Source organism: Streptosporangium brasiliense (assembly GCF_030811595.1).
GTDB lineage: Bacteria > Actinomycetota > Actinomycetes > Streptosporangiales > Streptosporangiaceae > Streptosporangium > Streptosporangium brasiliense.
Genome location: NZ_JAUSRB010000002.1, coordinates 6,744,229 through 6,756,565 on the forward strand (window position 1 = coordinate 6,744,229; position 12,337 = coordinate 6,756,565).

General features: G+C 67.5%; 18 protein-coding genes and 1 pseudogene. 10 read left to right on the plus strand and 9 right to left on the minus strand.

The genetic code is table 11. The annotated features are described in order from the left end of the window. Positions 1–41: 41 nt before the first annotated feature. Positions 42–368: a site-specific integrase gene (locus J2S55_RS39450; RefSeq protein WP_306871794.1), complete on the plus strand. Its 327-nt coding sequence runs from the start codon at positions 42–44 to the stop codon at positions 366–368. A 115-nt stretch (positions 369–483) separates the two neighbouring features. Here J2S55_RS39450 and J2S55_RS39455 read toward each other — a convergent pair whose 3' ends face one another. After that, positions 484–759, minus strand: coding sequence for a DUF6245 family protein (locus J2S55_RS39455; protein ID WP_306875758.1), 276 nt, complete (start codon positions 757–759; stop codon positions 484–486). 300 nt (positions 760–1,059) lie between these two features. On the opposite strand from J2S55_RS39455, the gene J2S55_RS39460 reads away from it, so the two are divergent. Then, positions 1,060–2,382, plus strand: a complete 1,323-nt coding sequence (locus J2S55_RS39460; RefSeq protein ID WP_306871796.1) for a serine hydrolase domain-containing protein — start codon at positions 1,060–1,062, stop codon at positions 2,380–2,382. Positions 2,383–3,100: 718 nt separating this feature from the next. Here J2S55_RS39460 and J2S55_RS39465 read toward each other — a convergent pair. Then, positions 3,101–3,319, minus strand: a complete 219-nt coding sequence (locus tag J2S55_RS39465; RefSeq protein WP_306871799.1) for a hypothetical protein — start codon at positions 3,317–3,319, stop codon at positions 3,101–3,103. 163 nt (positions 3,320–3,482) lie between these two features. Between J2S55_RS39465 and J2S55_RS39470 the strand changes: the two are divergent. Together J2S55_RS39470 and J2S55_RS39475 are read left to right on the plus strand one after the other, a co-directional pair. Further along, positions 3,483–4,169: pseudogene (locus J2S55_RS39470) on the plus strand (reverse transcriptase domain-containing protein); the annotation flags it as partial. 84 nt (positions 4,170–4,253) lie between these two features. Beyond that, the gene (locus J2S55_RS39475) at positions 4,254–4,631 is read left to right on the plus strand and encodes a group II intron maturase-specific domain-containing protein (protein ID WP_306875761.1); all 378 of its coding nucleotides are present in this window, start codon (positions 4,254–4,256) and stop codon (positions 4,629–4,631) included. Between the two features lie 88 nt (positions 4,632–4,719). On the opposite strand, the gene J2S55_RS39480 is transcribed toward J2S55_RS39475, so the two are convergent. Both J2S55_RS39480 and J2S55_RS39485 read right to left on the minus strand, forming a co-directional pair. Continuing rightward, complete coding sequence (locus J2S55_RS39480; RefSeq protein ID WP_306871802.1) at positions 4,720–4,887, minus strand: hypothetical protein; 168 nt, start codon at positions 4,885–4,887, stop codon at positions 4,720–4,722. Positions 4,888–4,954: 67 nt separating this feature from the next. Next, the gene (locus J2S55_RS39485; protein ID WP_306871805.1) at positions 4,955–5,770 is read right to left on the minus strand and encodes a pyrroline-5-carboxylate reductase family protein; all 816 of its coding nucleotides are present in this window, start codon (positions 5,768–5,770) and stop codon (positions 4,955–4,957) included. A 232-nt stretch (positions 5,771–6,002) separates the two neighbouring features. Between J2S55_RS39485 and pip the strand changes: the two genes are divergently transcribed. The 3 genes from pip (at position 6,003) to J2S55_RS39500 (ending at position 8,499) form a co-directional block, all read left to right on the plus strand. After that, on the plus strand, positions 6,003–6,950 hold the full coding sequence (gene pip / locus J2S55_RS39490; RefSeq protein WP_306871807.1) for a prolyl aminopeptidase: 948 nt from the start codon (positions 6,003–6,005) through the stop codon (positions 6,948–6,950). Positions 6,951–7,165: 215 nt separating this feature from the next. Then, on the plus strand, positions 7,166–8,011 hold the full coding sequence (locus tag J2S55_RS39495; protein ID WP_306871809.1) for a recombinase family protein: 846 nt from the start codon (positions 7,166–7,168) through the stop codon (positions 8,009–8,011). A 206-nt stretch (positions 8,012–8,217) separates the two neighbouring features. Further along, complete coding sequence (locus J2S55_RS39500) at positions 8,218–8,499, plus strand: DUF4158 domain-containing protein (RefSeq protein ID WP_306871812.1); 282 nt, start codon at positions 8,218–8,220, stop codon at positions 8,497–8,499. A 7-nt stretch (positions 8,500–8,506) separates the two neighbouring features. Here J2S55_RS39500 and J2S55_RS39505 read toward each other — a convergent pair whose 3' ends face one another. Continuing rightward, complete coding sequence (locus tag J2S55_RS39505) at positions 8,507–9,046, minus strand: DinB family protein (RefSeq protein WP_306875763.1); 540 nt, start codon at positions 9,044–9,046, stop codon at positions 8,507–8,509. A gap of 30 nt (positions 9,047–9,076) precedes the next feature. Here J2S55_RS39505 and J2S55_RS39510 point away from each other — a divergent pair, with 30 nt between their 5' ends. After that, positions 9,077–9,343, plus strand: coding sequence for a nucleotidyltransferase domain-containing protein (locus J2S55_RS39510; RefSeq protein ID WP_306871814.1), 267 nt, complete (start codon positions 9,077–9,079; stop codon positions 9,341–9,343). Here J2S55_RS39510 and J2S55_RS39515 read toward each other — a convergent pair. The 4 genes from J2S55_RS39515 to J2S55_RS39530 form a co-directional block, all read right to left on the minus strand. Next, entirely contained in the window at positions 9,315–9,446 is a 132-nt protein-coding gene (locus tag J2S55_RS39515; RefSeq protein WP_306871817.1) for a hypothetical protein, read from the minus strand. The two genes, J2S55_RS39510 and J2S55_RS39515, sit on opposite strands and share 29 nt — an antisense overlap. Before the next feature lie 266 nt (positions 9,447–9,712). Next, a complete protein-coding gene (locus tag J2S55_RS39520) occupies positions 9,713–10,024 on the minus strand; it encodes a hypothetical protein (RefSeq protein ID WP_306871819.1) in 312 nt (103 codons plus the stop codon). A gap of 468 nt (positions 10,025–10,492) precedes the next feature. After that, positions 10,493–11,029 (minus strand): hypothetical protein, encoded by a 537-nt coding sequence (locus tag J2S55_RS39525; RefSeq protein ID WP_306871820.1) that lies wholly within the window; start codon positions 11,027–11,029, stop codon positions 10,493–10,495. Positions 11,030–11,288: 259 nt separating this feature from the next. Further along, complete coding sequence (locus J2S55_RS39530) at positions 11,289–11,690, minus strand: recombinase family protein (RefSeq protein ID WP_306871822.1); 402 nt, start codon at positions 11,688–11,690, stop codon at positions 11,289–11,291. 44 nt (positions 11,691–11,734) lie between these two features. Between J2S55_RS39530 and J2S55_RS39535 the strand changes: the two genes are divergently transcribed. Both J2S55_RS39535 and J2S55_RS48475 read left to right on the plus strand, forming a co-directional pair. Next, on the plus strand, positions 11,735–12,049 hold the full coding sequence (locus J2S55_RS39535; protein ID WP_306875766.1) for a Tn3 family transposase: 315 nt from the start codon (positions 11,735–11,737) through the stop codon (positions 12,047–12,049). Positions 12,050–12,105: 56 nt separating this feature from the next. Beyond that, positions 12,106–12,231 carry a helix-turn-helix domain-containing protein gene (locus J2S55_RS48475; protein ID WP_370879810.1) on the plus strand — a complete coding sequence of 42 codons (126 nt, stop codon included), beginning with the start codon at positions 12,106–12,108 and terminating at the stop codon, positions 12,229–12,231. The last annotated feature ends 106 nt before the right edge of the window (positions 12,232–12,337 follow it).

Here is a 12,337-nt window from a genome sequence, read left to right on the forward strand (position 1 = left end):
CTCGACCCAGCCCGCTGCGCCCACCAACCGGCATACCAGCCATGCGATGCCCTCACAGCATCGACCGGCACGGCCGCATCACCACCGGCCACACCGGCGCCTCGGGCAAGACCGCCCCGCGGATCAGCGGGCACGGTCTGAACCTCATCGTGCGCCGCGCCGCGACGCGGGCCGGCCTGCCGGGCGCCGAGACCTACACCGCGCACTCGCTGCGCGCCGGCGGGGCCACCGCCGCCGCCAAGAACGGGGCGCCGGTCTCGGCGATCGCCCGGCACGGCCGCTGGTCGGAGACCTCCCCCGTCGTGCACGGCTACATCCGCTCCGCCGACAAGTGGCGCGACAACCCCATACGCGGCATCGGCCTGTGACCGCACGGCCGCCCCGCGGCGGCGGTCCCCGCGGTGGAGTTTCCGGAGTTTCCGGACCCCCCTACGCGTGCGCGCGTAGGGGGGTCCGAAGCGTCCGGCGGCTTCCAGGCGCGCATCAGTCCTTGTCGAGAAACACCGACAGGCCACTGAGCATCTTCAGCAGGATGTCGACGTTGTCGATCGCGTCGACGAGGCACTGGCGGGCCGCGCGCATCTCGGTGACCCCCTCCTTGACCGCCTCCACGTCGGGCACCTGCCCGGTGCCGGCGATGCCGAGGAGCTTCTGCAGGCCCTCGGCGGCGTGCGCGGCCGCCAGCGGGATCGGCCCGGTCGAGGGGTCCTGGGCGATGATCTTCAGGGGGCCGGCCCCCCGCAGCACCTGCCAGCGCAGGAAGGGGCGCCGTTAAGAACCGCGCCACCAGCCCCAAACGAGCGAGAATATGCAGGTCAATGGCTTACACGTGAGAGCTGCGGCGGCCCTGGCGAGTCGACGCTTCTCCGGAGGACACCCCGCCCGGCCTGGGAAGATGTTGCCGCTTGGGGTTGGTGGCGCGGTTTTTAACGGCACCCCAGGATGCATGACCGGAGACGGCGGGCCAGCGGTGGCGTCCCTGACTCCTGGACGAACAGCGCGACGGAAATGGTGCGGGCGGACGAAGCCCACCGCTCTCGCTGTCAGCAGGATGAACGGATGGCTGACCTTAACCATCTGCAGAGCCTGCTCGACAGCAAGGTGAAATCCCTCCATGTCCCCGGTGCCGCCGTCGGCGTGCTTTTCGATGGCGCGGACCACGTCCTCACCACCGGCGTCACCAGCGTCGACGCGCCGGCCCCCGTGACGGGCGACACGCTGTTCCAGATCGGGTCGACCACCAAGACGATCACGGCGACAGCGATCATGCACCTCGTCGAGCGCGGTCGGCTCGACCTGGACGGGCGCGTGCGCCAGTATCTGCCCGGCTTCCAGCTCGCCGACGAGCGGGCCGCCGACGAGCTGACTATCCGGCACCTGCTCACCCACACCGGCGGATTCCTCGGCGATATCGACGACGGCGAGAGCTGGGACACCGGCGCGCTGGCCGCCTCGATCGGTACCTACGACCAGCTGCCCCAGCTCTTCCCGCCCGACGCGCTCGCCTCCTACAACAACGCCGGGTTCAGGCTGCTCGGCAGGGTCATCGAGGTCGTGTGCGGCGAGCCGTACGAGAGCGCGGTCAGTCGGATCGTGCTCGAACCCCTGGGCATGAGCTCCAGCTTCTTCTTCCCCTGGGAGGCCGCGACGCGGTCGCACGCCGTCGGGCACGCCGTAGGAGAGGACGGCCCGCAGGTCGCGCACACGTGGGGGCTGTTCCGCGAAGGCATGCCCGAGGGCGGGCTGGTGTCGTCGGTGCGCGACCAGCTCCGCTACGCCGCCTTCCACCTGGGTGCGAGCGGCGAGGAGCCGGTCGGAGCCGCCACCAGGGAGCTGATGCAGGCGGAGCACGTCCGGGTCGGCGTGCCGTGGACCGGCATCGGGCTGCCGTGGCTGCTGGATGAGCAGGCGGGCGTGCGGCTGGTCACGCACGGCGGCAACATCGGCAACCTGCAGCTGTCCACGTTCGTGCTGGTGCCCGAGCGCGGCTTCGCCGTCACCACGCTCACCAACTCCGCGCCCGGCAAGGTGCTGGGCAAGCTGGTGACCGACTGGTGCCTGGAGCATCTGCTCGACGCCAAGCCGCAGGCCGTACGGCTGGCGCTGCGCGAACCCGCGCCGGAGTACGCGGGCAGCTACGACGCGGGGCAGTGGACCTTCGAGGTCGACGAGGGTCTGACGGCGCGATTCGTGCTGCGACCCGAACTGGTGGCCGCGGGTGTGGAGGGCATGCCCGACATGCCGCTCGCGCTGGTCGAGGGCTGTGACGACGTGACGATCGCCGCCGACCCGCAGCGTGCCGTCGGCCGCTTCCTGCGAGACGACGCGGGTGAGGTCGCGTTCCTGCACCTGGGCGGTAGGGCGGCCAGGCGGATCCGCTGAATCGGCCTGCCGTCAACGAAGCTGCTACCGGGCACATCCGATCGCATCGAGCCTGGTCAGCAGCTCCCCGCCGCTGAGCGGAAGACCCGGCGGAACGGGGGCCCTATCCAGTATTGCCGTGCCCACCACCTGACCTAACGTGATCGCGTGTACCTGGTTGCACGAGCCTTAGTGCGCCACGAGGCGCTGTTTGTCCGAATGGAGGTGAAAGACCGTCCATCTCTTCGCCGTCGTAGCGGCGGGGTGAAGCTGGAGGCAGCCTGAGCCGGGAGTCGCCGGGGAGGGTGGGAGCAGCCTCGACAAAGTCGCGTCGGCCCAGCACTACCGGATGGGCCGAGCGCGGTGAGCAAGACGAGAAGGTATACGCGAGGAACCGGTGCCATTACGCCTCTTGATGTGTCTGCCAGCTCAAATCCGGTGGATATGGGCTGGATGGCGGCGCGTACCCGCTCCCTCATCACGGAGCGGGGAACTCCAGGTTCGGTCTTAACTGCTTGGGCTTGGAGGCCACGGTGAAGGACTACGGCGTAGCCGTGGCGATGCCGCAGGGGTATAGCCGGGTGCCTAACCCGTCGATCGGACAGCAGTGAACGTGGGAACCGCCCGTGGTCGTTCCCGGCCTCATCTTCTCCAGGGGTGAGCGCGGGATAGGCGCGACGCCAGCCGAAGGCGCGGGCGGGACGGAGCCGCCGTAGTACTCGGAGACCGGGAGAGCCGGTCACATGGGGAAGGGCGGCAGCATGCCAGACAAGGAAGGAATGCAATGTCCGAAGATGCGCCGGTGAATACCGGCGCCACGCGATGGCCGGACGCTGATTCGGCTTTCGTCACGGTACGGAGGATGCAGACCAAGTTGCACCGTTGGGCGACCGATGATCACGGTCGCCGGTTCGGTGACCTGTTCAACCTCGTCTACGATCCAGCGTTCCTGATCCATGCGTGGGAGCGCGTGGACCAGGAACGTCGGAGCTCGGACTCCAGGAATCGATCGGGCCACGGTGGTCTGGATCGAGACCCGGATCGGGGTCGAGACGTTTCTGAGCCAGATCCGGGATTCACTGAAGTCCGGTGAGTTCTTTCCGGTCGAGGTCCGGCAGGTGATGATTCCCAAGGCCAGCGGCAAGCTGCGCAAGCTGGGCATCCCCACCGTCGCTGACCGAGTGGTCCAGGCCAGTCTCAAGCAGGTGCTCGAACCCATCTTCGAGGCGGACTTTCTGCCGTGCTCGTATGGGTTTCGCCCCAACCGGCGCGCGCACGACGCGATCGCCGAGATTCACCATCTGGCCTCTGAGCCCATCAACTACCGCTGGGTGCTGGAGGCCGACATCACGGCGTGTTTCGACGAGATCGACCACACGGCCCTGATGGATCGCCTGCGGGTAAGGATCTCGGATAAGCAGGTGAACGCGCTGGTCAAGGCGTTCCTGAAGTCCGGCGTCATGACGGCGGACGGCAATCGGGAAGAGACCTGGACCGGAACCCCACAAGGCGGCGTCCTGTCCCCACTGCTCGCCAACATCGCCTTGACCGCGCTGGACGATCATTTCGATCGGTAGTGGCGTCAGATGATGGGCACATGGCGGCGGCGGAACCGGCGCAGACTCAAAGGCCAGGGCAACTGGAGACTCATCAGGTTCGCTGATGACTTCGTGTTGATGGTGTCGGGCGACCGGCACCATGCCGAAAGTCTGCGTGAGGAGGTGTCAGCCGTACTGGCCCCGCTGGGGCTGCGGCTGGCTCCGGACAAGACCTGCGTGGTCCATATTGACGAGGGGTTCGACTTCCTCGGACATCACATCCGCCGCCAGCGGAAGCGAGGGACGAACAAGTACTTCGTCTACACCAAACCGTCCAGGAAGGCCGTCCAGGCAATCAGGGACAAGGTGTCGGCGAAGACACACAGGTCAACCCGCAATCAGGACCTGGCCAGGCTGATCTTGAGCTTGAACAGGATGCTGCGCGGGTGGGCGAACTACTTCCGCTACGGCGTCTCCAAGGCGACCTTCGCAGCGATCGACGCCCACACCTGGGCCCGGTTGATGCGCTGGATCCGCCGGAAGTATGCGGGCAAGGCCCGCATGGGGATGCCGGAGTTCAGGCGTCGCTTCTGCGACGTCGGCTGGAGAGTCGCTCACCAGGGAGTCGCCTTCACCGGCACATCCACTGTCTCGGTGAAGCGCTACCGCTACCGCGGTGGCAGCATCGCGACTCCATGGGCTCCGACACCGGCAACCGCCTCAGGCGGCTGACCAGCGGGCAAGGCATGTGGAGCGCCCGGTGCGTGGAGACACGCACGCCGGGTGCGGCGGGCGGGCCGGGGAAACCCACCGGGAGTAATCACGGCAGGGCGCCCCGGTCCGACCCAACACGACACCCCATGTCGGCGCGCAGCTCACGCAGGGCCTCTGTGCTCTCCGCGGCTTCCTGCTCGCGGCGCAGTGCCCACAACAGACGTTCTTCGGCTCGTACGGCCAGGCGCTTGGCCTCCTTACCAACACCGTCCACAGCTCCCTGAACGCACGCTGTGCGGCGTGACCGGCACCCTGGCCAAGGTCGTTGTCCGCACGATGAATCACAGTGCGGGCAGGGGCTTGGAGCGCTCGTTGTCGGCAGTCGCCCAGAACGCTGCCCGCCACGCCGCGGCGAGACCGTCGCGGCTCGCCTCGACGGCAGCGGCGGTGTTGCCGCCGGGAACCGCGACGCGGTCCACGATCTCGGCCAAGGGCGTCCCGTGATCCAGCAGCCGGCTGACGGCGTCGATGCTCTGCGCGAGGAGTTGTTCGGCCAGACCCGGGGGTAGCGGCGCGCCGCGCTCGATCTGCGCTGCGATCATCGATTGGGCCACACTGGCCAGAAGTGCCGGACCGCACGATGCCAGGTCGGTGGCTGCCCGGCCCTGTCGCTCGCCGATCACGAACGGCCGGGAAAACCCCTGTAGCAACTCCGTCAACTCGGCAACGGCGTCCTCGCTCAGGCCAGGGCCGGGCATGAGCAGCGTCGCGCCCGCACCGATCTCGTTACCGACGCTGGGAATCAGCTTGGCAACGGGACAGGGAACCGAGTCCGCCAGCCTCGGCAGGGGCAGTGCGTTGTTAATCGTGACCACGATGTGCTCCGCCGAAAGTCGAGGACGCACAACGGCGAGCACGTCAGGAAGGTCCACGTTGCGCACACACAGAACAACCAGGGTAGCCCGGTCAGCCAAGTCGGCTGGCGGCAGCACCGTGGCGGTAGGTACAGCAGCGCGTACGCGCTCGATGCTGGATACCGACCGACCTGCGACGAACAATCGTGCCGGTTCGACTGCTCTGCTGAAGCCAGCGGCCAGAGTCAGCCCCATTCGGCCCAAGCCCACGATCCCCACAGTTCGTGCTGTCACGAGCACCATCGTCCCAGAATCTCGCTGCCGCCGTGGACCCGCCTGCCGCCTTGGACATCGATTGACCGCCGACCAGGCGTGCTGTCGGCCGGTGTCGGCACGGGTGGGCCGACGTCGGCCCCCGCCCGATTATCGATCTCACTCATCGGGTTGTCAGCCGGTGGAGCAGACCTTGGTTAGCAGTGCAAAGACGTGCGGGTGGAGCTGCTGACTCGGGCGCTGGCGCTTGTATCTTGGGGCGATGTATCCCCCGATCGAGCCCTACGACCACGGGCACCTTGGCACCGGCGACGGCCACCTCATCTACTGGGAGGTCTGCGGCAACCCCGAGGGCAAGCCTGCGCTCGTCGTCCATGGCGGCCCTGGCGGGGGCTGCACGCCTGGTCAACGCCGCGGCTTTGATCCCGAGCGTTACCGCATCATCTTGTTCGATCAGCGCAACTGCGGTCGGAGCCTGCCGCACGCCAGCGACCCGGCCGTCGATCTGAGCACCAACACCACCCAGCACCTGGTCGCTGACATGGAACGGTTGCGCGAGCATCTCGGTGTCGACCGATGGCTGCTCTATGGCGGGTCGTGGGGATCCACGCTGATGCTTGCCTACGCCCAAGCCCACCCGGCGCGCGTGTCGGAGATGGTCATCTGCGCCGTCACCATGACCCGCCGCTCTGAGATCGACTGGCTCTACCGTGGTGTGGGTCGCTTCTTTCCCGAGCAGTGGCAGCGCTTCCGCGAGGGCGTCCCCCAGGCCGAACGCGACGATGATCTGCTGGCCGCCTACGCGCGGCTGATGTCCGATCCCGACCCCGCCGTACGCGCCAAGGCCACTCACGACTGGGCGGCCTGGGAGGACGCGGTGATCTCCCTGGAGGTCAACGGCAAACCGAACGCCTACAGCGACCAGCCAGAGGCCGATCTGCTGGCCTTCACCCGCATCTGCGCCCACTACTTCTCCAACGCCGCCTGGCTGGAGGAAGGCATCTTGCTGCGCAATGCGCACAAGCTGGCCGGCATCCCCGGCGTGCTCATCCACGGCCGCTTCGACTTGGGCTGTCCGCTGGAGAACGCCTGGCAATTGGCCCAGGCCTGGCCCGACGCACGACTTGTCGTGGTGGATGACTCGGGGCATACCGGCAGTAGCACCATGGCCAAGGCCGTTCCCGCCGCCTTGGATGGCTTCGCGAGCTGAGTCGGGCCTGGCTCACTGGTCAATAACGGGGGGTTGAGGAACCGGCGGACAGCAGTCATCGCTGAGAATGACCATGGCGGTTAGTCGTCTCGGTGTTTCACAGGCGAGGACTCATGAAACACCGGCCCTGGCCGATCACGACCAGGGACTCCCCTGTTTCATAGGTCGGTGCAAACGGGTAACAAGTTGAAACACTCCTATGAAACGATCTTGGGGTGAGCGACGACGACCACCTTCGCGTGAAGGCCCACGCCTGCCCGATGACCTCCTGCGCCGCCCCGGCCGGTTCACCCTGCCAGACTGGCAAGGGCAAGGTCGCTGTCCAGTACCACACCGCCCGCTTCCGGCTCGTGCCTGCGCTCGCCAAGACGCTCAACCTCCCGACCCCGGCCGTCCGCAAGCCAGGCACGCTCTGGATCGAGCTGCCCCGCCCGACCGCGGCCGGTGCGGAACCGGCGGGGCATGTGCGGATCGGCTACGCCCGCGCCTCCACCGCCCGCCAATCTCTCGACACCCAGCTCGACTCCCTCAAGACCGCCGGCGTCACCCGCATCTTCTCCGAGAAGATCTCCACCCGCGCCACCATCCGGCCCGAACTCGACAAGGCCGTCATCCTGGCCCGCGAACTCCGCACAGCGGGCGTCGCGGTCACCATCGTGGTGCACGAGCACAAGTGGCTCGGCCGCGGCCTCGACCTGGCCGCCCTCGCCGAGCAACTGCGCGCCGCCGGCATCGGCCTGGAGTTCCTCACCGGCGAGCTGCAGGGCAGCCACGACCCGTCCGGTGTGGTGTTCACCGTGCTCGCCGCCCTGTCGGGGATGGAACGCGAGTACATCCGCGACCGTACCCTGGAAGGCCACGAATCCGCCCGCAGCCGCGGCAAGACCATCGGCGGCGCCACCGTCACCGACGACGCCATGCTCTCCATGGCCCTGCACCTACGCGCCCAGAACCTCAGCCTCCGCGACATCGCCGCCCGCCTCGTCATCATCAAGGGCAAGAAGAAGGGCCGACGCCCCTCCCCGGCCACCGTCCTGCGCATGCTCCGCGAACACGACTAGGCGAACGACACGGCGCCATCAGCGGCGGCCACCCCCGCAGGCTGATCGGCCAATCATCGGCAGCACCGTCCACCGCGACGGCGGTCCGCCCTCATTCCCCACCCCGCCTCGGCACTCTGAGCGACTGGTCGGCAAGTTGGTCGGTGCTGGCGCCAAAATCCGGTCCGATCCTCCCCGGAGGCCGTCAGGTGAAGGGAGCGGCGGAGATGCGTCAGGAGTGGGAGCCTGAGGAGCTGATCGCGGCGTGGACGCTGCTGGACAGCGACTGGGATCTGGTGGGGAACAAGACGGGGGCGACCCGTCTGGGCTTCGGCCTGCTGCTGAAGTTCTTTGAGCAGGAGGGCCGCTTCCCGCGACATGCGGGTGAGGTGCCGCGGGCGGCGGTGGACTACATGGCCGGGCAGGTGAAGGTCGATGCTGCGCTGTTTTCGGAGTATCGGTGGTCGGGGTCCACACCCTGCCCATGGCGGTGTGCACTGCCCCGATGAGGCCCTGTCAGACGCCTTGGCGTATGTACAGGTCGCGCAGCAGGCCGATCTCGCCGCCGTGATGCGCGACCTCGACCAGGGCGTGCAGTGCGAGCTTCAGGTAGGTCTCCTCGGCCCAACCGCCGGGACCCATGCCGATCGGGGCCAGCAGACGCTGGTCGCCGAGGGCGGCGATGCGGGAGGTGAAGTGCTCCCAGTCCTCGGCGAGCGCCTCGATGCCCTCTTTCGCGGTGCCCGGCCACTCGTCGCGCTCGCCGAACTCGGGGGCGTCGTCGAAGAGGTAGATCACGTAGCCGCGCAGGCAGAGGTTGCCGATGTGCCAGATGCGCCAGGCGATCGTGGTGACGGGGTCCGGCGCATCCGGGCTCGACTCCGGAAAGACCGCGTCGACGCGGAAGACGCCGTCGTCGCCGGGGCGCAGGCCGACGCAGTCGCTGACCGGCTCCCAGTGGTACTCGGCGTCGGTCAGGCCCTCAAGGCGCCTGAACAGCATGGATCGCGCGCGTTCGAAGCTGGCGAGGATGTCCCGGGTGGCGGGATCGGTCATGTCCACCTGATGCACCCTATAGTCCGGATCATGGAGCGCTATGCCGGGGATGTCGCATCGGTGATGTCGGAGATATTCGGCCCACGCCTCGTGGGCGCGTATCTGCACGGTTCTGCGGTGCTCGGGGGCTTCGACCCGCGACGCAGTGACGTCGACCTCCTCGTCGTCTGCCAGGACCCGATGACGGCAGAGCAGCGCTCGGCCGTCGCCGAGCGGCTGAGCGACGACCGGCTGCCGTGCCCGGCTCAAGGGCTGGAGCTGAGCGTCGTCACCCTCGCCACCACGCAGCTTCGCTGAAGCCCAGACGGGTCGCCCCCGTCTTGTTCCCCACCAGATCCCAGTCGCTGTCCAGCAGCGTCCACGCCGCGATCAGCTCCTCAGGCTCCCACTCCCGACGCATCTCCGCCGCTCCCTTCACCTGACCGACCCCCGAGAACAGGGCACACGATCGAACGGGGAACACCCCCTACGCCCCGGTACGCGCGATTCGTGACGACTACGAACCGCAACCGTGATCTAGCTCATCGCTACTTTGGGGCTGGGGACGCCTTCGGGAGCAGGGCGCCGACCTGGTCAGACGTCGTCTCGGGAACCGGACAGGGTTGTAGTTCTGTCCTGTATGTCCGCCGCCGTTGCCCCTTTCCGGCTTACTTGGTCTGCCCCCTCTCAGGCACCGGGTCGCCGTAGTCGCGCGCGTCCGGTCGCGGCGGCGGTCACCAGCAGCGCGCCGCACAGTCCCATGCCCAGCGTCGTCACCGCGGCCAGCGTCGAGCCTTCCTCGATCGACAGTGACGCCAGCCCGGCCAGTCCCGCCGCGACCCCCGCGGCCATGATCCACTGCTCGATCTCCTCGTGCGTGATCTCCCACGATCGCGCGTCCCCCAAGCCGATCCTGGCCGTCAGCCCGCCCCAGCCGGGCACCGGCCCGAGCCTGACGCGCCGCGCGAGTACGAACAGGGCAAGGCCGACGCTCAGCAAACACAATCCCGCGACCTCGTTCACGACACCCTCCAGCAGGCGGTGGATCCTGGCCTGGCGACGCCGTATGACGCCGCTCTTTCCAGTCCCATGGTGAGCCGGTACCCGGGCCCGTCACCATGGCTTTAACACGATCCATATGCCTTTGCGGGATTTCCTGACGCCTTCACCACGCCGCATTCCCGGATGTCGGGGTCCCGGTAGCAATGGAGCAGAATCCAACGGACTCGCCCCGAGGGGCCACCGGAGTGCGGCGGGAACGGACCATACCGGGCCGCAGACCGGACAGGACCTTCATTCTGATCGGTCAGAAGTGTCGCCTGTACCAGGTAGCAAGATCCTTACTGGCAGGCCTTGCCAGGTCGGACACCCGGTCCGTCACAGCCCGGTGATGTGTAAGAGCCTGCTGACGAAGGCTTAAGTGCGCGTGGGCATGGACCGTAGAGGGCCGACTCGGTCTTCCCAGCCTCACTGCATCTGGTCGAGCATCTCCGACAGAGCGCTCTTGACCCGCAGCGCCTTCTTGATCTCGGCGGCGGTGACGTAGGGGTACTCCCCATACTCGATGAAGCTCGGGCACTGGTGCTCGCGCACGTACCTGACGAACGCCTCGGGGTTGCTCTTCCAGTCCTCGGGGAACCCCACGAGGTTCTCGAAGACCGTGCTCACCCCCACCTTGCTGAACAGTGCGACGGCGTCCTCGGTGTACTTGTCGAAGTCGGTATCGAAGATCCCCTGATACAGGAAGCGCGTGTCGTCGTCGAACAGCACCCAGCGCAGATAGTGCAGTTTCAGCGGCGCCAGCAGGTGCGGGTCGCTCTCCAGCGCATTGACCAGCGTGTGACCGTGGTTACGGATCGCCTCGGCCCGCCCCGGCTTGATGTCGGCGATGATCGTGAACCCGTAGCACGCCGGGGTCCTGGGGAAGATGGGGCCGTACTTGCCCTGTTCGAGGTGGTCGGTTTCCTTGGGGATGGCGACCATCTGCGGTGTGGTGATATCCATGCCTGCTCCCTTCACCTGGGTCAGGGGGGAACGGGCTCGTAGGCTGCCTGACCAGGGAATTATCCCACACCGTGATACTGAAGGACCGGTGAGCGGGACAGCCGCATGGCCCAGGAGGAGACCGCCCCCGCCGTTGCGCTGGAAGCGCACACGCTGCCTGCACACCGAGGAACTGCCCGGCCCCACCGCTACCAACACCTCGCAGCTTGACCCACTTAGCTCCTGGGGTGTCTAACGCCACTGGCCGTTCGGTTGCTGCTCAAGCCCCGGCTCGGCGGGGGCGGGGGATGTCGTCGGCGCCGTGGAGGTCGGCGAAGTCGGTGTGCGCCTGGGCGACGGCTTCGGGGTAGGCCTGCTGCTTGGCGTGCTCGGCGAGCGCGTGGTAGATGCTCGCGACGCTGGGGGCCTGGCCCTTGCGCTTGCCGGTTGCGATGATCAGGTCGGGTTGGATCTGCTCGACCGACTCACCGTTCGCGCGGCGGCGGAGCACGGTGTGCAGCATGTCGTCGGTGATGACGGGCGGGCGGCCGCCGTGTTTGCCCTTGCGGGCCGCCGCGTCGAGTCCTTCGAGAGTCGACTCGCGGATGTTCTCCCGTTCGGTCTCGGCCATCGCGGCGAAGAACGCGAACAGCAGGCGGCCGGGCCCGCTGGGGTCATACATCCGGCAGGGACCCGGCGAGCATCTCCAGGACCAGGCCGCACGGCCTGGCCAAGCACGTCTTCCACGGCCGCAAGGGCGAACTCCGCGAGGCCTACCACTCCGGGATGGAAGACCAACTCGGCGCCCTCGGCCTGGTCGTCAACGCCATCACGCTGTGGAACACGGCCTACCTCGACATGATCCTGGGCCGGCTGCACGCCGACGGGTACCCGGTACGCGAGGCTGACGTCGCCCGCCTGCACCTGTACTGGCACCGGCACATCAACGTCGCCGGCCACTACAGCTTCACCCCGCCCGACCTCGACTCCGATGGTCGCCGCGCCCTGCGCGACCCGGGCACCGACGACGGGCAGATGTGAGCCGCCTGGCCAGCAGGTGAGAAGACAACATGGACCCCGTGAGCTGAATCTCCGGGCTGGCCGACCTCCCCGTAGTAACCAGCAAAAAACAGCAGAAATCGGCGCTGGCAAAGGAATTCGGCATCAGCCGCGAAACCGTGTACAGCTACCTACGCGCCACGCCAGCCGAAGCCCGCACCTAGATCATCCTTAGCGCCAGTATCAAGCGCCGTCCACTCCTCAACCAAGTTCAACTTTTTGGCCCCTGGTCGCAAGATCGTCAGGAAACCCCCTTACGGATCGGAACTG